Consider the following 24009-nt stretch of genomic DNA (forward strand, 5'->3'; position numbering starts at 1 on the left):
CTTGGACGTGGCCGGCCGGCCCCGAGTTCCGTCAGCCGTCGTCGCGGCTCTGTTCGGCCAGGAAGCGCTCGAGTTCGGCACCGAGCTCCTCGGCGGTGGGCAGCGGTGCGTCCGAGCCGGCGAGCAGGTTGCCCTGGCGGCCGCGTACGAACGCGTCGTACTGCGCCTCCAGCGAGGTGACCAGACGACCGGCCTGCTCGTCGTCGGCGACCTGCTTGTCGACCTCCTCGCGCACCTGCCTGGCCGACTCGCGCAGGGTCCCGGTGGGCAGAGCCAGGCCGGTGTTGGCCGACACCGAGTCGAGCAGCAGTTCGGCGGCCGCCGGGTAGGCGGTCTGCGCCAGGTAGTGCGGGACGTGTGCGGCGTACCCGAGGGCGTCGCGTCCGGACTGGCCGAGCCGGAACTCGAGCAGGTTGCCGACGCTGGCCGGCACCTGGACCCGCTGCAGCCACGGCTCGTGGTCGCCGAGCAGCCGCTTGTCGGTGGCGTGCGCGGTGACGCCGACCGGGCGGGTGTGCGGCACGGCCATCGGGATGGCGTTGAGGCCGACGGTCACCCGGACACCGAGCCGGTCGATCAGCCCGGTCACCGCCACGATGAACCGTTCCCACTGCAGGTCGGGCTCGGGCCCGGCGAGAAGCAGGAACGGTGTGCCCAGCTGGTCCTTGACCAGGTGCAGGCTGAGGTGCGGTTCCTCGTAGCTCTCGAAGTGGTCGGCCACGAAGATCATCGGGGGCCGGCGGGAGCGGTAGTCGAGCAGCTGGTCGAGGTCGAACGTGGCGACGACCTCGCTCTCCAGGTTCTCCAGCAGATTCTCCCGGGCCAGCTGGATCGCGCTGCCCGCGTCGACGAAACCGGTGAGCGCCTGGACGAGCACCGGGCTGTCCAGAGCCGGCAGGTCACCGGTCACCTCGTAGAGCCCGTGAGGGTCGAGCACGCTGAGAACCTCCATGCGAAGCGGCTTCTTTCCGGCGGTAACAGCCGGCCGCCGGCGTTCATTCCGGCACCCCCATCATCCCGCACCGGAACGCGAGGACGGTGACGTGCACGCACCCCGCACAATGGGTTTCAGATCCACTTCCCCGGCCCTCTCGGAGTGATCTTTGAAGCAACAGGATTCAGCAGAGACCACCGCCCCTCCCGGCACGCTGTGGGACCGGATGAAAGCCGACCCGCAGTACGCCCCCGAACACCTCGCGCTCGAAGCGGTGCGCCGCCTCGGCCCGGAAGCGGCCGCCTGGCACACCCGGATCCGCGAGGAACGCCCCGAACTCGACCCGGACGGCGTGGCGAACCTCGCCGTGAAGCACTTCACCACCCTGGCCCGGGTCTCCGGTGCCGTCTCGGGTGCGGCCGGTCTCCCCGGTGCCGTTCTCGACGTCGGTGTCCTGGCCTGGACCCAGGCCCGCATGGTGCTGCACGTCGCGGCCGCCTACGGCACCGACCCGGCCGCGCAGGAACGGGCCACCGACCTTCTCGTACTCCAGCGGGTGCACCGGGTGGCGGAGACCGCGCGGACGGCTCTCGGGGTGGCCGCCGGCCGCGAACGGGCCAGCCGGATCTTCACCGGCGACTCCGGGCGGCCGCTCGCCGGCGTACTCATGAAGGTCGGGTTGAAGCTGGCTCAGATGGCCGGTGTGCGGGCCGCCAAACGCGTGTTCGCCAAGATGGTGCCGGGCGCCGGCATCATCCTCGGCACCTGGGCCAACTCGGCGGCCACCAAGGATCTGGCGCAACGGGCCCGGGAGCATTACCGCAACGCCTAAGATCCTGCTCCCGCGACCCGATCCACCAGTCGTGCTGGGATATCGGAAGTCCGCCGTCGCCCTGTCCGCCGCCGTCCTGCCGTTGCTGCTCACCGGTTGTTCCTCCTCCTCGCCGTCCGGTCCGGCCGGGGAGGAGACGGCCGCCGCGGGCCGCGACTGGATCGTGGTGGACGAGGGCCGGGCGAGCGCGTCCCCGCAGGTCACGTTCGGTACGGCGGCGCCGGTCCCGTCGGAGACGCTGCCTCCGCTGCCCACCGGCAGCGTCCCGCCGCGCGCCACGCCGAGCAGCACCTGCACGCCGATGCAGCGAATCAAGACGATCAACGGGCTGGCCGTGGACCCGGGCAGCACCGACGCGCTGGTGACCTGGTACCACCCGGGCGGCAGCGACATCGTCGAGTACCGGATCACGGCGGTCAGCCAGAACCTGGTGGTCGGGCTGCAGAAGGAGTCCGGCTGGACCCGCAGCGCGCCGGACAAGTGCGGTGACGTCAGCGCCACCGTCGTCGGGCTGGACCCGAAGACGCCGTACATCTTCTCGGTCGACGTGGTGCTGAAGCGGGCCAACTTCAGCCTGGAGGGCACCTACGCCCAGACGATCGCCCGTTCCGGCGTGGTCAGCACCACGTAGGGGACTGTCACCGGGAGTCTCTAAGCTTCCCGGCATGGAGACGATCGCCGACACTGTCATCCTTGTGGCGATCGCCGTCGTCGGTGCGGCCCTGGCCCGCCGGCTCGGATTCGTCGCACCCCTGGTTCTGCTGGTCGCGGGCCTCGGGCTGTCCTTCGTGCCCGGGTTCCCGGAGGCGCAGCTCGATCACGAGCTGGTGCTGATCGGCATCCTGCCGCCGTTGCTCTACGTGGCCGCGCTGCAGACCTCGGTGCCGGCGTTCCGGCTCGCGCTGCGGCCCATCCTGCTGCTCGCGGTGGGCCTCGTGGTGCTCACCGCGCTGGTGGTGGGCTCCCTCGTACATTTCATGCTGCCCGAGGTGCCGCTCGCGGCGTGTGTGGCGCTCGGCGCGATCGTCGCGCCGCCGGACGCGGTCTCCGCGACCGCGATCGCCCGCCGGGTGGGGCTGCCCCGCCGCGTGGTGACGATCCTCGAGGGCGAGAGCCTGCTCAACGACGCGACCGCCCTGGTCATGGTGCGGGTGGCGATCGGTGCGCTGACCGGGTCGGCGATCGGGTTCATGGACATCTCGCTGCGGGTCGTGCAGACGGCCGGTGGTGGTCTGCTGCTCGGACTGGCGTTCGCGGCCGGCGCGGCCTGGCTGCACCGGAAGATCGACGACCCGCTGCTCGACGACGCGGTGGCGCTGCTCACCCCGTTCGTCGTGGTGATCGTCGCGGAGAAGCTGCACACCTCCAGCGTGGTGGCCGTGGTCGTGGCCGGGCTCTACCTGGGTCACCGCATCCCCTACCTGCTGTCGCCGACCTCCCGGCTGCAGATGGACGCGGTCTGGCGGTTGATCAACTTCCTGCTGGAGGGGGTGGTCTTCCTCCTGGTCGGTCTGCAGATGCGGCACGTGATCGAGAGCATCGAGACCAGCTGGGCGACGACCGCGCAGGTCACCGCCGTGGTGTTCGGGGCGCTGCTGGCCATCCGGTTCGTGTGGATGTACCCGGCGACCTATCTGGCCCGGCTCGTTCCACGGATCCGCAACCGGGAGCCACGGCCACCGGTCACCGTGCCGACCGTGATCGCCTGGGCCGGTATGCGCGGCGTCGTCACGCTCGCCGCCGCGCAGACGCTGCCGCCGCCCGGTGCCGACAACGCCCCGGACTACCCACGTGACCTGCTGATCTTCGTTGCGTTCGCGATCATCGTGCTGACCCTGCTGGTGCAGGGCACCACGCTGCCCTGGCTGGCCCGCCGCCTCGGCGTCCGCGAGGACAACAGCGCCCAGGACGCGCTGGCCGAGGCCGGGGTGCAGCACGCGGCCGGGCGGGCGGCGCTCGAGGCACTGGAGAAACACGCCGACGGGGCGCCCCCGACGGTGGTCGACCGGCTGCGGAGCCTGGTCGAGAGCCGCGGCAATAACGCCTGGGAACGGCTCGGCAGCCAGGACCGGGAAACCCCGTCGGCGGCGTACGGCCGCCTGCGGCGCGAGATGATCAGAGCGGAACGGCACGTCTTCAAGATTGCGCGGAACGAGGGGCGGATCCCCGAAGAGGTACTGGTCCGCGCTCAGCGTGAGTTGGACCTCGAAGAATCCCAGCTGCAACGGAGTGACGATTGACCTGTCAGCATCTCAAGGAGACGACCGAGCCGACGCCGCTGACGGCGTATGCGGAAGGCTGCCCACAGTGCCTCGCCGTGGGCAACCACGACTGGGTGCACCTGCGCCTCTGCATGGCCTGCGGACTGGTCGCCTGCTGTGACTCGTCGCCGAACCGGCACATGTCGGCGCACCACGCGGCCGAGAGCCATCCGGTGATGCGCTCGTTCGAGCCGGGCGAGACCTGGCTCTGGTGCTACGACGACGAGCAGCTCGGATGAGGATCCTGGTGGCCGGTGCCGGCGCGACCGGCGGCTACTTCGGCGGGCGGCTGGCCCAGGCGGGCCGGGACGTCACGTTCCTGGTCCGGCCGGGCCGCGCCGCCCACCTGGCCGAGCGTGGCCTGCGGATCAGAAGCCCGGAGGGCGAGACCGTCCTGCGGCCACGGCTGATCACCGCCGTCGACGGCCACTATGACGTCGTGCTCGTGGCGGTCAAGAGCTACTCGCTGGAGGTCGCGCTCAGCGACGTGACCCCCGCGCTGGGACCGCGAACCGTGGTGATCCCGCTGCTCAACGGCATCCGGCACATCGAGTCGCTGGTCCGCAGGTTCGGCATGGACCGCGCCTGGGGCGGAGTCTGCATGATCCACGCGACGCTCGACGAGAACGGTGACGTGGCCCAGATGAGCGGCCTGCATCGGCTCGCCTTCGGGCCGCTCGACGGCGGCGACGACGAGCGTCTGGAGGCGGTCACCGCGGCACTCACCGGTGCCGGTTTCGACGCGCGGGCCTCGTACACGATCGTGCAGGAACTCTGGGACAAATGGGTGCTGCTCGCCACGCTGGGAGCGGCCACCACACTGCTGCGCGGCTCGATCGGGGCGATCAACAAGGCACCCGGCGGCCGTGAGTTCCTGCACGCGCTCGCCGCCGAGGCCTCCGCGGTGGCCGCCGCGGCCGGACATCCGATCGAGGGCAAGGCGTCGGCCATGCTGGAGGCGACCATCGCCACCACCGAGCCGGCCACCTCGTCGATGTACCGCGACCTGATCCAGGGCCTGCCGGTCGAGGCCGACGCGATCGTCGGCGACATGGTCACCGAGGCCGCGAAACACCAGGTCAGCGTGCCGTTGCTGTCCGCTGCCCACACCGGCTTGGCGGTCTACCAGGCAAATCTTTGATCGTACGGCTACGCGAACCCCGGCTGTGCGGCCCGCGACGCACGCGGCACATCGGTCCTTGACGCGACCGCCGGGCGTATGCGGTGGTCCCGGTTACCTCTCAGGATGTGCGCTACCGCTGTCTCAGCGAAGCTGAGGCAGCGGTAGGTGGCGGCTGGAGTTCGTCAGCTGTTCGGGTGCGCCGTGCTGGGCGAGGGGATGCGGGACAGCACGTGCTCGGCCTCCCGCGAGACCCGGCCGGCGTCGGCGGCCCGCGCCCGGTCGTACACGGCAGCGGTCTGTGCGGCGATCGCCGGCCAGGCGAAGTCCGCGTGGACCCGCTCGCGGGCCCGCAGCGCCAGCGACCTGGCGAAGTCGCGATCGCCGAGCACCCGGCCGGTCACGTCGGCCAGGCCGGCCGGGTTCCCGGAGGGGAACTTCACCCCGGTCACCCCGTGCTCGACGATCTCGGCGAGGCCACCGGTGTCGGCGACGGCGATCGGCGTCCCGGCGGCCGCCGCCTCCAGCGCGACCATGCCGAACGGCTCGTAGATGCTCGGCACCACGTAGCAGTCCGAGGCGCCCATCAACGCGGTCAGTTCGTGCCCACCCAGGAAACCGGTGAAGGTGACCGCCGGATCGCCGGCGGCGAGGGCCTCCAGCTCGGGCCGGTGCGGTCCGTCACCGGCGATGACCACACGCAGTCCCGGCCGGCGTTCCCGGAGCAGCGGCACGGCGGCGATCAGGTCCTGGACGCCCTTCTCGTAGACGAGCCGCCCGGCATAGCTGACCAGAGGTCCTTCCCCGGCGTAGCGGGCACGGGCGGCGGCGACGGCGCGGGGCCGGGCTCGCCAGCGCAGCGCGTCGACCCCGTTGCGGACCACGTCGGCCCGCTCGGCGGGTACACCGAACAGCCGGCCCACCTCGTCGCGCATGTAGCCGGAGCACACGATCACCCGTACCGCCTCGCCGGTCAGCCAGCGTTCGACGTCGTCGATGGTGCGGTTGTGGGCGCCCGGAAGGTAGCCCTGGTGGCGGCCGGACTCGGTGGCGTGGATGGTGGCGACGAGCGGCACGTCCAGGTGTTCGCGCAGGGTGACCGCGGTGTGCGCGACGAGCCAGTCGTGGGCGTGCACCACGTCGAAGCCGCCGGTCCGGCAGGCGCGCAGGGCGGCCCGGGTGAGCGTGTGGTTGAACGCGACGGTCCAGGCCAGCAGGTCGCCACCGGTGACCGGGAACACGGGCGGGTCGTCGGGGGCCCGGATCACCCGGACGCCTTCGGTGTACTCCTCGAGCATCGCGCCCGGGACGTGCCGGGTGACGACGGTGACCTCGTGGCCGGCCTGGACGAGCGTGGTGGCGAGCGCGTGTACGTGCCGGCCGAGCCCGCCCACGAGCAGCGGCGGGTACTCCCAGCTCAGCATCAGGATGCGGCTCATCGCAGGTACCTCTGTCTGATCCGTAGGACCTCGGCGACGGAGCGGGCCGAGAACGGGACACCGGTCGCCCGGTGCGGGGCGTCACCGTCGGCGGTCTCGGAGATCGAGCCGACGCCGTACTCGGCCAGGTGTGCGTCGAGGGCGTCGAGCAGGCCGTCGAGGGGCCGGCCGGCGGCGGCGCAGGCGTCCGCGTACGGGCCGATCAGCCAGGTCCAGACCGGCCCCTGGTGGTGCGCCATGTCGAGACCGGCCGGGCGGTGCGGCTGGTAGCCGTACTCGCCGGGCGCCAGGGTGCGCGGGCCGAGCGGGGTGAGCAGGGACTCGCCCGCCGCATGGACGCCACCGGCGGGCCGGCCGCGCATCGGGCCGTGCGGCAGTGACCAGGCGAGCAGCTGGTAGGGCCGCAGGGACGGGTCGTCGTGGTGGGCGCCGGCCCCGAGCGGATACGCGGCGGCCGGCCCTTCGACGACGTCGTAGAGCCAGCCCTCGGGTGCCGGGAAGCGGGACAGGAACGACGCGTGGGCCTGCGCGTGCCGGGTCCGTGGCTCGGTGTCGTCGAGTCCGGCCTCGGCGAGCAGGTCGCACATCGCGGCCAGGGCGTTCACCCAGAGCGCGTTGATCTCCACGGGTTTGCCGACGCGCGGCGTGTCGGGCACCGGTACGGCCAGGCGCAGCAGTCCGTCGGCGGGATCGACGGTGAGCGGCCCGGAGCCGCCGAGCTGGTGCCGGAGCAGGCGGCCGAGCGGCGCGGCGAGTTTGGCGGCCAGGGCGCTGTCACCGGTCCGCGAGACGTGCCGGTCGACCGCGTGCACCAGCCACAGCGGGGCGTCCAGTGCGTCGTGCCGCAGCCAGGGTCCGTCCGGGGTCCGTAACTGACGAGCAGCGGCGCGGGTCCGGGCGATCAGCAGCTCGCGACCCTCGTCGGCCCGGCCGGTGTCCAGGAACAGTCCCTCGTAGGCGGCCATCGTGTCACCGGTCCAGCGGCCCTGCCCCGGATATCCGGCCACCACGTCGGGGCCGTCCGCGGTCCGGACGATGAACCGGTCCGCGGCGAGGACGAGCGTTTCGGCGTACCCCTCCGTCTTGGAGAGGGTGACCAGCCGGTGAGTGCGCTCGCGCTCCGCGGCGATGACCACCTGCGGCGGTGGCGGGGTCTCGCCGAGCGTGCCGGCCCACGCCGAGATCTCGAGGGTGCCGCCGGGGCCCACCTGCCGGAAGAAGGTGCCGGCGTGCCAGAGGTCCTCGACCTGACCGGCGGTACGCACGTCCAGATGCCACAGCCCGGCCGGCTGCCAGCCGGGACCGTGCAGGCGGTAGGCGCCGTCGATGACCACACCGCCGGAGACGGGTTCGACGACGAGGCCGGGACCGGAGGCGCGGCGGGTGGTGTGCGCGGTCCGCCAGGTGCACATCGCGGCGACGGCGAGCCCGACCGGCCCGGGCGCACTGATCACCCGGTGGACGACGGCGAGTGACGGGTGGCCGTGCCGCATCGCGAGTTCGCGTTCGACCACGACGTCGCCGATCCGCCACCGCCACCGCGGCAGACCCTGGTCGAGGGTGAAGGTCTGCAGGTGGTGGTGCCCGGCCGGTGCGATGGAGCCGGATGCCCATTCGTGCGTGCAGAGGGGCACCTTGGCGCCGGACGGCAGGGTGACTGTCAGGTCCAATGAGGCCAGCGCGACGTGGTCGAAGACGGTCAGCAAGGCGTGTTCGCGGCGGGTGCGCAGCCCGCTGACCGTACCGCTGGCATATCCGCCGAGTCCGTCGGTGACCAGCCATTCCCGACCCCGGCCCCCGTCGGCGGTGAGAGAACCGCAGACTTGCGGACCGAAGGTCATCTGATCAGAACGCGGCACGGTGCCTCAAATGCTCACTTATGAACGCGCTAAACCCCCGGACGGGGAGATATCAGCGACTAACCGGACAGTCGGGCCGACGGTAGCAGTGAAGTCCGAAAGAATGACCGCTGACGCGGCCGCTGGAGGGTTAGCCCGTCCTACGGACGGGAATAGGAAGCCCCCGTCGGTCTCGATCACAGGGACGACCGAGGGTAGGAGCACGGTATGCAGGTCTGGCCTGGTCACCGGTACCCGTTGGGTGCCACTTACGACGGGACGGGCACGAACTTCGCGATCTTCTCCGAGGTGGCCGAGGCGGTCGAACTGTGCTTGTTCGATCCGTCCGGCAACGAGCGGAAGGTGCTGCTGCACGAGCAGGACGCATTCGTCTGGCACGCGTACCTGCCGGGGGTGGAACCCGGCCAGCGGTACGGCTATCGCGTATACGGACCGTACGAGCCGCACCGGGGGCTCCGGTGCAATCCGCACAAGCTGCTGCTCGACCCGTACGCACGGGCCGTCGACTCGGACATCGACTGGCACCCGTCGCTGTACGCCTACGACTTCAGCAACCCGGACCAGATGTCGGATCTGGACTCCGCCCGGTACATGCCCAAGGGCGTCGTGGTGAACCCTTACTTCGACTGGGGCAACGATCGCCGGCCGGACATCCCGTACCACCACTCGGTGATCTACGAGACGCACGTGAAGGGCCTGACCCAGCGGCACCCGGAGATCCCGCGGGACATGCGCGGCACCTATTCGGCGATCGGTCACCCCGCGATCATCGAGCACCTGAAGAGCCTCGGCGTGACCGCGGTCGAGCTGATGCCGGTGCACTCGTTCGTGCACGACAACCGGCTGCACGACCTGGGGCTGCGCAACTACTGGGGTTACAACACGCTCAGCTTCTTCGCGCCGTACCACGGTTACTCGTCGACCGGCACGCTCGGCCAGCAGACCCAGGAGTTCCGGGGCATGGTCAAGGCGCTGCACGCGGCCGGCATGGAGGTCATCCTCGATGTGGTCTACAACCACACGGCCGAGGGCAACCACCTGGGTCCGACGCTGTCGCTGAAGGGCATCGACAACCGGACCTACTACCGGCTGGTGGACGATCAGCCGCAGTTCTACATGGATTACACGGGTACGGGTAACAGCCTGAACGTGCGCAGCCCGCAGAGCCTCCAGCTGATCATGGACTCGCTGCGTTACTGGGTGACCGAGATGCACGTCGACGGTTTCCGATTCGACCTGGCGTCGACGCTCGCCCGCGAGTTCTACGACGTGGACCGCCTGTCGACGTTCTTCGAGGTGGTGCAGCAGGACCCGGTGGTCGGCCAGGTGAAGCTGATCGCCGAGCCGTGGGACGTCGGGCCGGGCGGTTACCAGGTGGGCAACTTCCCGCCGAACTGGACCGAGTGGAACGGCAAGTACCGCGACACGGTCCGCGACTTCTGGCGCGGGGAGCCGGCGACGCTCGCCGAGTTCGCGTCCCGGATCACCGGCTCGGCCGACCTCTACCAGGACGACGGCCGCAAGCCCTTCCACTCGATCAACTTCGTGACCGCGCACGACGGGTTCACGCTCAACGACCTGGTCAGCTACAACGACAAGCACAACGATGCCAACGGTGAGGAGAACCGGGACGGCGAGAGCCACAACCGGTCCTGGAACTGTGGCATCGAAGGGCCGGCCACCGACCCGAAGGTGCTCGAGCTGCGGGCCCGCCAGCGGCGGAACTTCCTGGCGACGCTGATGCTCAGCCAGGGCGTGCCGATGATCTCGCACGGAGACGAGCTGGGCCGGACCCAGCAGGGCAACAACAACGCCTACTGCCAGGACAACGAGATCTCCTGGATCGACTGGGACAACGCCGACGAGCAGCTGCTCGATTTCGCCCGCAAGCTGACCGCGTTCCGCCACCGGCACCAGGTCTTCCAGCGCCGCCGGTTCTTCACCGGCCTGCCGGTGACCGCCCGTGGCGGCGGCGACCCGCTGCCCGACCTGGAGTGGTTCACCCCGGACGGACGGCCGATGGCCGGCGACGACTGGGGGAACGACTTCGGCCGGGCCGTCGCGCTGTTCGTCAACGGCGAGGGCATCCGCGAGCGCGGCCAGTACGGCCAGCGGCACGTGGACAGCTCGTTCCTGCTGTTCTTCAACGCGCACGACGCGCCGCTCGAGTTCTCCACGCCTCCCGCCGAGTACGGGGAGAAGTGGGAGATGGTCATCGAAACCGCCGAGCCGTCCCCGGATCGCCCGTCCGTCGTGGAGGCTGGACACAAGATCTGGGTGCCGGATCGGTCACTCATCGTGCTGGACAGGACGGTCTGATGCCCGCATCCAACCACCCCGCCGCCGCCCGTAAAAAGGAAGAGAACCCTCCTTCCGGTACTTATCGAGTTCAGGTCCGACCCGAGTTCCCCTTGAGCGCCACCGCCGAGATAGCCGACTATCTGGCCGATCTCGGGGTGAGCCATCTCTACTCGGCGCCATTGCTCACCGCGGCGCCGGGGTCCGAGCACGGCTACGACGTGGTCAATCATTCGCAGGTCAACCCGGCTCTGGGCGGCCCCGAAGGACTGAACCGGCTGCACGCCGCCCTGCAGTCCGCGAACCTCGGCCTTGTCGTGGACATCGTTCCCAACCACGCCGGGGTGGCGGTCCCGCACACCAACCCCACGTGGTGGGACGTGCTGAAGAACGGGCAGAAGTCGGAGTTCGCGGCGTTCTACGACATCGACTGGACGCGAGGGCGGGTCCTGCTGCCGGTCCTCGCCGACAGCCCCGACGCGCTCGACGACCTGCGCGTGGAGGACGGCGAGCTCCGATACTTCGACAAGCGCTACCCGATCGCCGACGGAACCGGGGAGGGTACGCCGCGCGAGGTCCACGACCGGCAGCACTACGAGCTGGTGAACTGGACCCGCGGCGACTCCGAGATCAACTACCGGCGGTTCTTCGCGATCACCGACCTGGCCGGGCTGCGCGTCGAGGACCCGGACGTCTTCGCCGCCACTCACGCCGAGATCCTGCGCTGGTACAACGAGGGCATCGTGCAGGGCATCCGGGTCGACCACCCGGACGGCCTGCGCAACCCCGACGAGTACTTCAACCGGCTCCGCGACGCCGCACCCGACGCGTGGATCGTGGTCGAGAAGATCCTCGAACCGGGCGAGAAGATGCCCGCCTGGCCGGTCGCCGGGACCACCGGTTACGACGCGATGGCCGAGATCAACGGTGTCTTCGTGGACACCGGCACGGAAGCCTTCTTCGACACCCTCGACCACCACCTGACCGGCGCCACCACCTCCTGGCAGGACCTGGTCCACGATGCGAAGCTGCAGGTCGCCACGCAGGTGCTCGCGGCCGAGCTGGGGCGGCTCGCGCGGCTCGTACCCGAGATCGAGGCCGCTCCGAGGGCCCTGGCCGAGCTGGCCGCGTGTTTCCCGGTCTACCGCTCGTACCTGCCGGCCGGCAGTCGCGACCTGGCGACCGCGCGGGCCGAGGCGGGCCGGCGCCGGCCGCAGCTGATCCCCGTGCTCGACCAGGTCACCGGCCGTCTGCGCAACGCGAGCGACGAGCTGGCGATCCGGTTCCAGCAGTTCACCGGCGCGGTGATGGCCAAAGGTGTCGAGGACAACGCGTTCTACCGGTGGACCCGGTTCGTGGCGCGCAACGAGGTCGGCAACGATCCGGCCAAGTTCGGTGTCACCGCCGACGAGTTCCACCTCTACGCCGAGCAGCGGGTCCTCGACTGGCCGTTCACCATGACTTCGCTGGCGACCCACGACACCAAGCGCGGCGAGGACGTGCGGGCCCGCCTCGCGGTGCTGGCCGAGGTGCCCGGCGACTGGACCGAGGTGGTGCGCCGGTGGGGCCGGTTCGCTCCGCTCCCGGATCCGGCGCTGGCCCATCTCATCTGGCAGGTCGCGGTGGGCGCATGGCCCATCTCCCGGGAACGACTTCAGGCGTACGCCCAGAAGGCGGCCCGGGAGGCCGGGACCGGAACCTCGTGGCTCAGCCCCGACGAGGGTTTCGAGAACGAGTTGCGGCAGATGGTCGACCGGATCTACGACGACCCGGCCCTGCACCGTGAGATCGCCGACTTCGCCGCCTCGATCACGCCGCCGGGCTGGTCGAACTCACTCGGACAGAAACTGGTGCAACTGGCCATGCCCGGGGTGCCGGACGTCTACCAGGGCACCGAGCTGTGGGACCACTCGCTTGTCGACCCGGACAACCGCCGCCCGGTCGACTTCGGTACCCGCCGCGAACTGCTCGGGCGTCTCGACGACGGATGGCTGCCCCCGGTCGACGAGACCGGTGCCGCCAAGCTGCTGATCACCAGCCGGATCCTGCGCCTGCGCCGGGAACGGCCGGAACTGTTCGCCGGATACCGCCCCGTCTACGCCGACGGCCGGGTTCCCGAGCACGTGCTCGCCTTCGACCGCGGCGGTGTGGTGGCGGTCGCCACCAGGCTGCCGGTGGGATTGTCACGCCACGGCGGCTGGGGAGACACCACGTTGTCATTGGACGGCCACAATTGGACGGAATTGTTCACCAACACCAGCTACGGTGGGAGTCGTCTGACGGTCGCTGAGCTGCTGCACACCTATCCCGTCGCTCTCCTGGTGAAAGAATGACTACCTTCTCGGTCTGGGCGCCGGACAAGCCCGTGAAACTCCGCCTGGGCGACCGCGACTACGAGATGGAGCCCGGCGAGGACGGCTGGTGGCACGCCGACGTGGCGTCCGACGCCGTCGACTACGGGTTCCTGCTGCCCGGCCAGGAGAAACCGCTGCCGGACCCGCGTTCGCCGTGGCAGCCCGAGGGCGTGCACGGCCCGAGCCGGGTCTACGACCACTCCGCGTTCGCCTGGACCGATCAGCAGTGGACCGGCCGGCAGTTGCCCGGTTCGGTCCTCTACGAGCTGCACATCGGTACGTTCACCGCGGAGGGCACCTTCGACGCGGCGATCGAACGGCTCGACCACCTCGTCGACCTCGGTGTCGACCTGGTCGAGCTGCTGCCGGTGAACGCGTTCAACGGCACCTACAACTGGGGTTACGACGGCGTCTGCTGGTTCGCCCCGCACGAGGCCTACGGCGGGCCGGACGGGCTCAAGCGGTTCGTCGACGCCGCCCACGCCAAGGGCCTCGGCGTGGTGCTCGACGTGGTCTACAACCATTTCGGGCCGAGCGGGGCGTACGCGCCGATGTTCGCCCCCTACCTCAGCAGCGGCAGCAACGCCTGGGGCAGCTCGGTCAACCTGGACGGACCCGGCTCCGGCGAGGTGCGGCGCTACATCGTCGACAGTGTCCTGATGTGGCTGCGCGACTACCACGTCGACGGGCTGCGGCTGGACGCGGTCCACGCCCTGCACGACGAGGGTGCCGTCCACCTGCTCGAGCAGATGGCCGTCGAGGTGGAAACGCTCTCCACCCGGCTGCGCCGTCCGCTGTCGCTGATCGCCGAGTCCGACCTCAACGACCCCAAGCTGATCACCCCGCGTGAGGCCGGCGGGTACGGCCTGCACGCCCAGTGGGACGACGACGTCCACCACGCGCTGCACACCATGCTCACCGGCGAGCGGCAGGGCTACTACGGCGACTTCGGGTCCCTGGACTGCCTGGCCACGGTGCTGAAGGGCGCGTTCTTCCACGCCGGGACCTGGTCGTCGTTCCGTGGGCGCAGGCACGGCCGCCCGGTCGACCGGCAGCGCACCCCCGGCCACCGGTTCGTCACCTTCCTGCAGAACCACGATCAGATCGGCAACCGAGCGGTCGGTGACCGGCTGACCGCCACCCTGTCGCCCGGCCTGCTGAAGGTCGGTGCCACCCTGCTGCTCACCTCCCCGTTCACCCCGATGCTGTTCATGGGCGAGGAGTGGGCGGCCAGCAGCCCCTGGCAGTACTTCACCTCCCACCCCGAGCCGGACCTGGCCGACGCCGTGAAGAACGGGCGGCGCAAGGAGTTCGCCTCGCACGGGTGGGACGAGTCCGAGGTCCCCGACCCGCAGGACCCGGCCACCTTCGAGCGCTCCAAGCTCGACTGGTCCGAACTGGGCAAACCGGGGCACGCCGAGGTGTACGACCTGCACCGCAGGCTCATCGCGCTGCGCCGGAGCACGCCCGGACTCAGCGATCCGTGGCTGCACGAGGTCGAGGTGTGGCACGGCGACCAGCACGTGGTGATCCGGCGGGGTCCCACCGTGGTCGCCGCCAACCTGGCCGGTACGGCCCAGACGGTGAGCGTCCGGGCCCTGCCCAGGTCGGTGCTGCTCGCCACCTCACCCGGTGTGGTCGTCGAACGGGACCGGCTCGTGCTGCCCCCGGAGAGCGCCGCGGTGGTCTCGGTCCGCTGACGTGCGGGCTTCCGCCATCATGTGTTCATGCATGTGGGTAAGTCGCGGAAGCGCAAGGGGAAGTCGTCGAAGTCGGACAGTTGCGGCAACGCCTGTGAATGCGGTGACCTCGGATGTGACTGTTTCTCACTCAGCCTCGTGCTGCGGTTGTTCGCGGCGCTGAGCCGTACACCAGGAAGCAGCCGTGCCGAACGAGCGGTGACCGGCGCCATCCGTGGCTACCGGAAGGTGTCGCCGAAACTGCCGACCCGGTGCCGGTACCAGCCCACCTGCAGCGCGTACGCGCTGATCGCCATCGAGAGGCACGGTCTCCGGGCCGGCCTGCGGCTGACCGCCGCACGTCTCGCGCGATGCCGTCCAGGTGTCCCGTTCGGGACCGGGGATCCCGTTCCCTGACGATGTCGTGCACCATGACTCGTCGGGGGACGAAAGGACGGGTCCATGGCTGACACCGACAACGGCGACGACGCGGCGGTGCCGCGCCCGGAACCGGCGCCGGACGAGCGTGGGCTGTGGGGTCTGTTGCAGCAGCTCACGCCGAAGCAGATGGCCCTGCTCCGCCGGTTCCAGACCGCCGCGGTCCCGCCGCCGCCCCCGCCGACCGTCGAGGAGATCGCCTCGAGCGACCTCGCCCAGCAGGCGGTGATCGAGCAGGCCCGGGCGGAGGCCGAGCACGCGGCGATCACCCGGCGCGACAACCGGTTCAAGGTGTGGCGGCTCGCCGGCCTCGGCCTGCTCATCGTGCTGACGCTCGCGATCTCGCTCGGCCGGCTGCTGATCGGCGGTCCGCCGTCGGTCGCCGAGCTCCGCGCCGACGCCGGCGTCGACGACTGGGACACACTGGCCATCGGGGTGAAGGACGACCAGTACGGGACGGCCTACTACGACCCGGGCACCAGGATCTGGTCGGGCTTCGACATCGACATCGCGTACATGATCGCCGCCGATCTCGGGTTCCGGCGCGAGGACGTGCGCTTCTACGGCTTGGAGAGTGAGGACCGGGCCCGGATGCAGGCCGCCGACCCGGCTACCGGCAAGCGGGTGCCGGTCCAGCTGGTGATCGCCAGTTACAGCATCACCGACAAGCGGAAGGAGGACGGCGTGCACTTCTCCCACCCGTACCTCTACACCGAGCAGTCGGTGATCACTCTCGCCGGCCACACCCCCGTTGTCGCTTTGAAGGATCTCGAGGGCCAGCGGGTCTGCAGCCTCTCCACCTCGACGAGCGCGACCACTCTGACCGATGCCAAGGCGATCGTGACCCAGAAGAACCGGGTGCGGGAGTGCTTCGAGGCGCTCGACAAGAAACAGGTCGAGGCCGTGAGCACCGACGCCGCCATTCTGGCCGGCTGGAAGCACCGGTTCCCGGCCAAGTACGAGCACTGGGACCTGGGTCTGGAGTCCACCGAGCGCTGGGGCGTCAACGTGGGGGAGAACCCGGCCCTGGAGAAACTCGTCAACCTCACGCTCTACCGTTCGTACGCCGATCCCGAGGACGACCGCTGGGAGACGGCGTACGAGAGCAATCTGCAGATCCAGATCGACCCCGCGAAGCAGACCCCGATCGCGGTCGGTCAGCAGCCGCCGGCACAACGACCGGACATCGGCTGGCAGCCCTGGGAGGATCCACTCGGATGAACGACGATCCGATGATCCGCACCGGCGCTGTCAGCAAGGAGCAGCGCATCCTGTCCCGGCCCGGCTACCGCGCCGAGCTCAACTGGCTGCTCGCCGTGCTGCCCGGGTTCCCGCTGCTGCTGCTCGTGCTGCGGCTGTGGTACCTGAGCCGGCAGGACCTGCCGACGATGCTGCTGCTGGTCCAGTACATCAACCCGCTCGGCATGATCGGCGCGCTCTTCATCACGCTGAGCTGGACCGTGCCGGCCGCCATCCTGCTGGTCCGGGTCCTCGGCGGCATCTCGCTCGTCAGTTCCCCGGGGCAGACCGCGACCTCGTTCCTGGCCGTCGCGGCGTTCCGGATGCCCGGCTGGGTCGTCGTGATCGCCGTCGGGATCGCCGCGTTCACCTGGCAGCTGCGCATGCTGCCGCTGCTGATGATGCTGGTCGTGGCGATCCTCGGACTGACCGCGGTGCAGGGCGAACCGGGCGAGCCGTGGCTGATGCGGTGGATCACGATCGGCGTGCCGGTTCTCGTCGCGATCCTCGTGTGGATCTTCGTGTGGCCGGGAGTGGTCGCCGCGATCCGAGCCGGAGACGTGGTGACCGCCGCTCTCCTGGCCCTCCCACCACTGTTCGGGCCGGTGCTCACCGGGTCCGTCCCGGAACGCTGGGCCCGGATCGCCACCCACTGGCCGGCCGTCGCGGTCGCCTTCGCCATGCCGTTCATGGTCGGGGTCGCCTTCCTGCGAGCGCCCGTCCTGCCGGACAGCGCCATCGAGGTCGCGACCGAGGGTGAGGCGGTCCGGGTGGTACGCGGGCAGCTGATCGCCGTCGACGACACGTCCACCACGATGGTCGAGGCCACCGGCGCGGTCACCTTCATCCCCAACGGCGAGGTCAAGTCCAAGACCCTCTGCCCGCAGGCGGCCGGCAACCCGGACAGCGGCCTCACCGTACGCGGATGGCCGGTCGAGGCGCCGGCACTGGAATGGATCGCGCCGACACGTACCGTGACCGAGATCGATCCACGATGCCTCGGCCGGGTCCTGAACCGCGGTTAGGGCCGGTTTTCCCTGACGACATGTGCGACATGCCGCCTACCACGTGCAGACAGGCTGGCGCCGACCTGGCAGGCTGCACGCCATGACCTTGCACCTCCGGTGGGCGGCCGTCACCGACCAAGGACACGTCCGCAGCAACAACGAGGACAGTCACTTCGCCAGTGATCGAGTCCTCGTTGTCGCGGACGGCATGGGCGGCATGGCCGCCGGCGATCTGGCGAGCCGGATCGCCATCGAAGCCATGGTCTCGCTGGACATCCTGATCCCCACCGAGCACCAGATGGACGCCCTGCACCGGGCACTCGAAATCGCCAACGGCCGGATCGCCGAAGTCGTGGCCACCGACCCCACGCTGGCCGGCATGGGCACCACGCTGACGGCGGTGCTCTTCAACGGCGATCGGGCCGCGATGGCCCACGTCGGTGACTCCCGGGCCTACCTGCTGCGCGACGGCCGGCTCAACCAGCTCACCAAGGACGACACCTACGTCCAGATGCTCGTCGACCAGGGCCTGATCAAGCCCGAGGAGGCGGCCGCCCATCCGCGGCGGGCCGTCGTCACCCGGGTCCTGCAGGGTGAACCGGTCACCCCGGCGTACGTGATCGTCGAGCCCCAGCGTGGCGACCGCTGGCTGCTCTGCAGCGACGGCCTCACCGGTGTCGTACCCGACCCGGTCCTCGAAGAGGAACTGCGTACGATCGCCGACCCGAAGTCCTGCGCGGAGAGACTCATCGATCTCGCACTGCGCGGCGGCGGGCCCGACAACATCACGGTGATCGTCGCCGACGTGACCGCAGGGGACTGAGCGGGTATTTTACTCCGGCCGCGATGTCCGCGGCCCGGACTCTGGTGGTGATCACGACGGCGCGACTGCTCGGCACGCTGGCGCTCACCCTGGGTGTGGTCGCCTTCGGCGAACTCGTCCTCGGCACGCCCCGCCTCTACACCGACACGGCGCAACTGGTCGCCGGTGTCATCGCGGCCACCGTCTGCCTGACGGTGGGCCGTGACCGCGCCGGCGTCCCGCGCCGCTGGCGGATGTTCGCCGCCTGCGGACTGGTCGTCTGGTCACTCAACCGGCTCTGGTGGGTGGTCCAGGATCTCGCCGGCGCCGACCGCGACCCGCCGCAGCAACTCACCGCCGCCGGGCTGTTCGTGCTGCCCGTCTGCATGCTCGTCGGCCTGCTCGGGGCCGTGCACACCCGGCCCCGCCCGGCGCCCACGTCACCGCTGCGCGACCAGCTCGCCCTCGTCATCGACAGCGTGCTCATCACCGGCTCGGTCGTCGCCCTCGTCTGGTCGCTGCTGCCGGTCGCGCCCGCGTTCCGCGGCCTGACCGTCTTCTACCTGATTTACCTGATCGGCGACCTGGTCCTCTTCACCATGGTGATGCTGCTGCTCACCACCCGGCCCGACTCCCCGGCCGGGCGGCGCCCGCTGCGGCTCGTCGGGTCGGCGCTGCTCTGCTTCGGCGTTGCCGACACCGTCCGGCTCCTGGGCAGCGGGCCGGCCTGGCTCGAAGGACTCGGCCACCTGCTCGGTCCCGCGTTCATCGCCATGGCGGCACTCAGCCCCGCCCGCCCCGCCCCGCAACAGCCCGACCCGGAAGTCCTCGAACGAGACTGGTTCCGGCTGCTGCTGCCGTACGGCCCGGTACTCGTCACCGGGGTGGTGCTCGTCGTCCGGACGGTCGCCGAGGGCGGGCTGACCCCGTTCGAGGCCTACCTCGGCTGGCTCGGCCTGGCACTCGTCGTCACCCGGCAAATGATCACCATCGTCGACAACACGGTCCTGTTCGACCGGGTCGCCACCGCCCAGCGGCGCCTGCACCATCAGGCCTACCACGATCCGCTGACCGGGCTCGCCAACCGGGCGCTCTTCCGGGAACGGCTCGTCCGCGCCATCGAGGCCCATCAGAAACGTGGCACGCCGGTGGCCGTACTCTTCGCCGACCTCGACGACTTCAAACTGATCAACGACACGTTCGGGCACGCCATCGGTGACCGTGTTTTGCAGGCCGTCAGTGAACGGATGCGCGCCGGCGTCCGCTCGCAGGACCTCGTGGCCCGGCTAGGCGGCGACGAGTTCGCCATCGTGCTGGATCAGGGCGGGGTCGCCGTTCCGGCACCCCGGCGCCGGAGGTCCTGGCGGCGCGGTGCCGAGGGAGGGTTGCGGCAGCGTCGATACGTGCTGTCCGCCGCGGGCGTACGGGTTTCCGAGGCGGCCTTCGCGGGAGGCGCCACGGTGTCACCGTCGTGGGACCTCCGCGACGAGAGCGGCCTCGCCACGCACGTTTCCGCCGTCCCGGATCCCGCCGTCCCGGATCCCGCCCTTCCGGATCCCGCTCTTCCGGATCCCGGCGACCCGGGTTTCGCCCCGCCGGCCGTCCGCGCTGCGGAGGCCTTCTCTTCAGGTTCCTTCACGCCTCCCTTCCCGTCGGATCCGGTCTCTTCGGCTGGGTCGGCGTCTTCCTCTGCTTTTGTTGGGCTGGGAGCTTCGGCCGGGTCGGCGTCTTCGTCTGCTTCCGCCGGTCCGGCGGCCTCGTCCGGTTCCGCAGGGCTCGGGTCGCCGGGCGGTCACGCTGCTCCCACCGGTACCGCCCCGCCGGCCGGGTTCGACCCGCTGTGGGCCGCGGAGGCCGAGGCCATCGGGCAGCGGGTGCTCGCCACCCTCCGCGAGCCCTACATGATCGACGGCCGCTCGGTCGGTGTCGGCGTCAGCATCGGCCTGGTCACCGCGGAACCCGGCGACAAGCTGACCGCCGACCTGCTGCTGCGCCGGGCAGACGCCGCCATGTATGCGGTGAAACGCCGTGGCAAGGGCGAACTGATCCGCTACACCGGTCCGCGGGACTCCGGCCCGCACGCCGAACTGCCGCAACTGCTTGCCGGCGCGCTGTCCGGCGGAAGCCCTGCCGCAGCTGGCTTCGACGTCCACTACCAGCCGATCGTCCGGCTCAGTGACGGCGCCACCGTAGCCGTCGAAGCCCTGGCCCGCTGGACCGACCCGGTCGCCGGTCCGGTCCACCCGGACGTCTTCGTCACGATGGCCGAGCGCACCGGCCTGGTGGCGGCCATCGACGACTTCGTCCTGGATCGAGCCTGCGCCGACGTCCCGAAACTCGCCGAGCGATACGGCCGGCCGATCGACGTCCACGTGAACGTCTCCGCGGGCCGCCTGGCCGGGCAGGGCCTGGAAGACGCTGTCCGGGCCGCACTTGCCCGGCACCGGCTGGATCCGGCCCGTCTGATCATCGAGATCACCGAGACGCTGCGGATCCCTGACCTGCCCTGCGCGGCCGGGCTCGTCGAGCGATTGCGGGCCCTGGGCGTACGGGTGGCGCTGGACGACTTCGGCAGCGGCTTCAACGCGCTGGCGCAGCTGCACGCCATCCCGGTCGACATCGTCAAGCTCGACTCCAGCCTGACCGACGTGGACGCCTCACCGGAACGGGCCGGTGCCCTGTGCCGCTCGGTGCTGGCCATCTGTGCCGAGCTCGGCATCACGGTCGTGGCCGAAGGGCTGGAGACCGAGGAGCGCGCCGGGGCCATGGCCGCCCTCGGCTGCCCCCTCGGCCAGGGCTACCTCTACGGAGCCCCGGCGCCGCTAACCCGCTGACCCGCTGCGTTGAGCCCGGAGCCCGGAGCCCGGAGCCCGGAGCCCGCAGCTCGGAGCCCGGAGCCCGCTCTGTGCTCGCCGCCCGCTGCGTCGGCCCGTAGTCTGCTGATCCGCTGATCGAGCCGGTCGGCATGGTCGCCGTGCCGGATCAGTGATGTCGTCGGCCAGGCCGCCGGGCCCGTTCAGCGGGATCGTGGGTTGACCCGGCGGGTCGGCTCCGCGGTTGTCGGGTCCTCCGGCCAGGGATGACGTGGGTATCGGCCGCGCATCTCGGCACGCACCTGTGGATAGCCCTGCACCCAGAAGGAGCCGAGATCCCGGGTCACCGCGACCGGCCGCCCAGCCGGTGACAACAGATGCAGAAGCACCGGCACCCGGCCGTCGGCCAGTCGTGGCGCCTCCCGCCAGCCGAATGCCTCCTGCACCTTCACCGCCAGCACCGGCGCGGCCGGGTCGCCGTAGTCCACCCGCACCTGCGAACCGCTCGGCACCGGCAGGCGCTCCGGGGCGACCTCGTCCAGCCGGCCCGCCACCGACCAGGGCACCAGCCGTCGCAGGCCACCGGCCACGTCGACGCGGGCCAGGTCGGCGCGGCGCCGGGCCGCACCGAGATCCAGCCAGTCCTCCGGGTTCTCCAGCAGCGCGGCGTCGGACACGTCCGGCCACGGTGCACCGAGCGCCGTGTGGGCGAACGCCAGCCTGCGCCGCAGGTCCTCGGCGTTCCGGCTCCACGTCAGCAGGCCCAGGCCCTCCCGGCGGAGACCGGTGACCAGGGCCGCCCTCAACAGTGACGGGTCGGGGTCGGACAACCGGGCCGAGACGAGAGTGATCGCGCCGAGCCGCTGCACACGCCGGGCGACCACGTCGCCGTCGGCCCAGCCGATCTCGGTCTCCTCGGCCAGCAGTGGCGCGGCCACCGAACGTGCGGTCCCCTCGTCCAGCGGCGCGGCGCTGCGGATCCGGGCGACCGGCGTCCCGGCCGGCCGGTCCGCGTTCGCCACGGCGATCCACTGCACGCCGGTCAGCGGGCTGCCGGCGGGCAGTTCGGCGGCGGTGCCCCCGGCCATCAGGTAGTCACGGCCGCCGGGCTCCCGGGCGCGCGCCACCCGTTCCGGATACGCCAGACCGGCCACCAGTCCCGCCGCCACGTCGTCGGTGAGCGGGCCCGTGGTGGAGCCGCCGATCCGAATTCCGCCGTGCCGGTTCATGCCGGCCGGCCCGGCCTCGGCGGAATCCCCGCCGCCGGTGCCGGAGCCGGTGGCCCGGTCGAGGGAGCGGGTGAGCCGCCGGACCTCGGCCCGCCAGGCCGGGTCGTTGCGGGCGGCGCGCCAGACCGTCACCACGTCGCCGGAGGTGGTGCGATCGTCGTCGAGGACGGCGACGATCTCGGCGGCCCGGGCGGCACCCAGCGTGGCCGCACCGTCGAGCAGGGCGCGAGCCAGACGGGGGTGCAGGCCCGCGCCGGCGAGGGCCCGGCCGCGTGGGGTGATCCGGCCGTCGTCGTCCACGGCGCCGAGATCGTGCAGCGTGGCGACGGCCGCCCGCAGCGCGCCGGGCGGTGGTGGGTCGGGCAGGGCCAGCCCGTCGCCGCCGGGATGTCCCCACAACGCCAGGTCGAGTGCGAATCCGGTCAGGTCGGCGGCGGCGATCTCCGGCTCCGGCTGAGCCGGCAACCGGTCGTGCAGCGCCGGGGACCAGCAGCGGTAGACCCGGCCCGGGGCCTCTCGCCCGGCTCGCCCGGCGCGCTGCTCGGCCGACGAGCGGGACACCGGCACCGTGGCCAGAGCGCCGAGGCCGCGGGCGTGGTCCATCCGGGGCACCCGGCTGAGCCCGGCGTCGACCACCGCGCGGACGCCCGGAACGGTCAGGCTGCTCTCCGCGACCGCGGTGGCCAGCACCACCCGCCGGCCCGGACCGGCGTTGAGCGCCGCGTCCTGGGCGGCACCGGACTGCCGGCCGTGCAGCGTGACGATCTCGGCGCCGGCACCGCCGAGGCGGGCCGCGACAGTCTCGATCTCGCGGGCGCCGGGCAGGAAGACCAGCACGTCGCCGTCGCCCTCGGCCAGCGCGCGCCGGGTGGTCGCGGCCACGTGGCCGAGCAGGCGTGGGTCGACCCGCAAACCGTGCGGCGGGGTGATCGTTCCGGGCGGTGGTGCCCAGATCACCTCCACCGGATAGGTCCGGGCGTGCGCGGTCAGCACCGGGGCCGGGAGGCCGGGACCACCCAGGACGGCGGCCAGCCGGTCGGCGTCGGCCGTAGCCGAGGTCGCCAGGAGCCGCAGGTCGGGGCGTAGCGCCGATCGCACCTCGACCAGGAAGGCGAGGGCCAGGTCGGAGTCGAGATGCCGCTCGTGGCACTCGTCGAGGATCACCGTGGTCTCCCCGGCCATCTCGGGGTCGGCCTGCAGACGCCGGACCAGCAGGCCGGTCGTGACCACCTCGACGACGGTCTCGCGGGAGACCCGGCGTTCCCCGCGCACCGCGAAGCCGACCCGGCGGCCGACCGGCTCGCCGAGCAGACCGGCCATCCGGCGGGCGGCGGCGCGCGCGGCGACGCGGCGTGGCTCCGCGACGATCACCCGGCTGCCCGGTGCGGCCAGCGCGAGGGGGACGAGCGTGGTCTTGCCCGTGCCGGGTGGCGCGACCAGGACCGCGGCCCCGGCATCGGCCAGGGTGGCGGCCACCTCGGGCAGCACGGGACGGACCGGGAGGTCGGGCAGGGAACCGGCGGGGATGAGCACGCGCCAAGTCTGGCCCATGCCTCCGACAGTTCTCGCGGTTGTCCACAGCGGCGTTCAGCCGGAATTCAGGTCACCGGCGCATCACGACCCGGTCGCGGCCCGGTCGCGGGGCGGAAAGCCCCGGTCAGCGTCCTCCGGAGCGTCGCCGGAGAGGTACGCGCAGCGTGCACCG

At 71.2% G+C, this 24009-nt stretch carries 17 protein-coding genes; 13 read left to right on the forward strand and 4 right to left on the reverse strand.

The genetic code is table 11. The features are described from left to right. Positions 1 to 31: 31 nt before the first annotated feature. Positions 32 to 937, reverse strand: coding sequence for a PAC2 family protein (locus tag AB0G04_RS19990; RefSeq protein WP_360984662.1), 906 nt, complete (start codon positions 935 to 937; stop codon positions 32 to 34). Positions 938 to 1160: 223 nt separating this feature from the next. Between AB0G04_RS19990 and AB0G04_RS19995 the strand changes: the two genes are divergently transcribed. From AB0G04_RS19995 to AB0G04_RS20015, 5 genes are read left to right on the forward strand one after another with little or no spacing between them, the layout of a single operon-like run. Next, positions 1161 to 1766 (forward strand): EcsC family protein, encoded by a 606-nt coding sequence (locus AB0G04_RS19995; protein WP_360984665.1) that lies wholly within the window; start codon positions 1161 to 1163, stop codon positions 1764 to 1766. Between the two features lie 31 nt (positions 1767 to 1797). Beyond that, entirely contained in the window at positions 1798 to 2397 is a 600-nt protein-coding gene (locus AB0G04_RS20000; protein WP_360984383.1) for a fibronectin type III domain-containing protein, read from the forward strand. Between the two features lie 34 nt (positions 2398 to 2431). Continuing rightward, positions 2432 to 4006 carry a Na+/H+ antiporter gene (locus tag AB0G04_RS20005; RefSeq protein ID WP_360984386.1) on the forward strand — a complete coding sequence of 525 codons (1575 nt, stop codon included), beginning with the start codon at positions 2432 to 2434 and terminating at the stop codon, positions 4004 to 4006. Next, a complete protein-coding gene (locus AB0G04_RS20010; RefSeq protein ID WP_360984389.1) occupies positions 4003 to 4266 on the forward strand; it encodes a UBP-type zinc finger domain-containing protein in 264 nt (87 codons plus the stop codon). Before AB0G04_RS20005 ends, AB0G04_RS20010 begins: the two co-directional genes overlap by 4 nt. After that, a complete protein-coding gene (locus AB0G04_RS20015) occupies positions 4263 to 5168 on the forward strand; it encodes a ketopantoate reductase family protein (RefSeq protein WP_360984392.1) in 906 nt (301 codons plus the stop codon). The genes AB0G04_RS20010 and AB0G04_RS20015 overlap by 4 nt, the downstream gene beginning before the upstream one ends. 164 nt (positions 5169 to 5332) lie before the next feature. Here AB0G04_RS20015 and AB0G04_RS20020 read toward each other — a convergent pair whose 3' ends face one another. Together AB0G04_RS20020 and AB0G04_RS20025 are read right to left on the reverse strand one after the other, a co-directional pair. Further along, a complete protein-coding gene (locus AB0G04_RS20020) occupies positions 5333 to 6586 on the reverse strand; it encodes a glycosyltransferase family 4 protein (protein WP_360984395.1) in 1254 nt (417 codons plus the stop codon). Continuing rightward, entirely contained in the window at positions 6583 to 8427 is a 1845-nt protein-coding gene (locus tag AB0G04_RS20025) for an amylo-alpha-1,6-glucosidase (protein WP_360984668.1), read from the reverse strand. Before AB0G04_RS20025 ends, AB0G04_RS20020 begins: the two co-directional genes overlap by 4 nt. Before the next feature lie 225 nt (positions 8428 to 8652). Between AB0G04_RS20025 and glgX the strand changes: the two genes are divergently transcribed. The 8 genes from glgX to AB0G04_RS20065 all read left to right on the forward strand — a co-directional run bounded on the left by glgX (position 8653) and on the right by AB0G04_RS20065 (position 21096). Then, positions 8653 to 10764 (forward strand): glycogen debranching protein GlgX, encoded by a 2112-nt coding sequence (glgX, locus tag AB0G04_RS20030; RefSeq protein ID WP_360984397.1) that lies wholly within the window; start codon positions 8653 to 8655, stop codon positions 10762 to 10764. Next, positions 10764 to 13076 (forward strand): malto-oligosyltrehalose synthase, encoded by a 2313-nt coding sequence (gene treY / locus AB0G04_RS20035; RefSeq protein ID WP_360984399.1) that lies wholly within the window; start codon positions 10764 to 10766, stop codon positions 13074 to 13076. Before glgX ends, treY begins: the two co-directional genes overlap by 1 nt. Next, on the forward strand, positions 13073 to 14797 hold the full coding sequence (treZ, locus tag AB0G04_RS20040) for a malto-oligosyltrehalose trehalohydrolase (RefSeq protein WP_360984402.1): 1725 nt from the start codon (positions 13073 to 13075) through the stop codon (positions 14795 to 14797). The genes treY and treZ overlap by 4 nt, the downstream gene beginning before the upstream one ends. Positions 14798 to 14824: 27 nt before the next feature. Continuing rightward, a complete protein-coding gene (yidD, locus tag AB0G04_RS20045) occupies positions 14825 to 15193 on the forward strand; it encodes a membrane protein insertion efficiency factor YidD (RefSeq protein ID WP_360984405.1) in 369 nt (122 codons plus the stop codon). Positions 15194 to 15238: 45 nt separating this feature from the next. Continuing rightward, positions 15239 to 16435 (forward strand): transporter substrate-binding domain-containing protein, encoded by a 1197-nt coding sequence (locus tag AB0G04_RS20050; RefSeq protein WP_360984408.1) that lies wholly within the window; start codon positions 15239 to 15241, stop codon positions 16433 to 16435. After that, the gene (locus AB0G04_RS20055; protein WP_360984411.1) at positions 16432 to 17478 is read left to right on the forward strand and encodes a hypothetical protein; all 1047 of its coding nucleotides are present in this window, start codon (positions 16432 to 16434) and stop codon (positions 17476 to 17478) included. The genes AB0G04_RS20050 and AB0G04_RS20055 overlap by 4 nt, the downstream gene beginning before the upstream one ends. Before the next feature lie 82 nt (positions 17479 to 17560). Further along, the gene (locus AB0G04_RS20060; RefSeq protein ID WP_360984414.1) at positions 17561 to 18283 is read left to right on the forward strand and encodes a protein phosphatase 2C domain-containing protein; all 723 of its coding nucleotides are present in this window, start codon (positions 17561 to 17563) and stop codon (positions 18281 to 18283) included. A 23-nt stretch (positions 18284 to 18306) separates the two neighbouring features. Beyond that, complete coding sequence (locus AB0G04_RS20065) at positions 18307 to 21096, forward strand: EAL domain-containing protein (protein WP_360984417.1); 2790 nt, start codon at positions 18307 to 18309, stop codon at positions 21094 to 21096. 182 nt (positions 21097 to 21278) lie between these two features. Here the strand turns inward: AB0G04_RS20065 and hrpB are convergent, their stop codons facing one another. Then, complete coding sequence (gene hrpB, locus AB0G04_RS20070; RefSeq protein WP_360984421.1) at positions 21279 to 23837, reverse strand: ATP-dependent helicase HrpB; 2559 nt, start codon at positions 23835 to 23837, stop codon at positions 21279 to 21281. Positions 23838 to 24009: the final 172 nt, after the last annotated feature.

Origin of the sequence: Actinoplanes sp. NPDC023801, from assembly GCF_040639655.1 — a bacterium.
Lineage (GTDB): Bacteria > Actinomycetota > Actinomycetes > Mycobacteriales > Micromonosporaceae > Actinoplanes.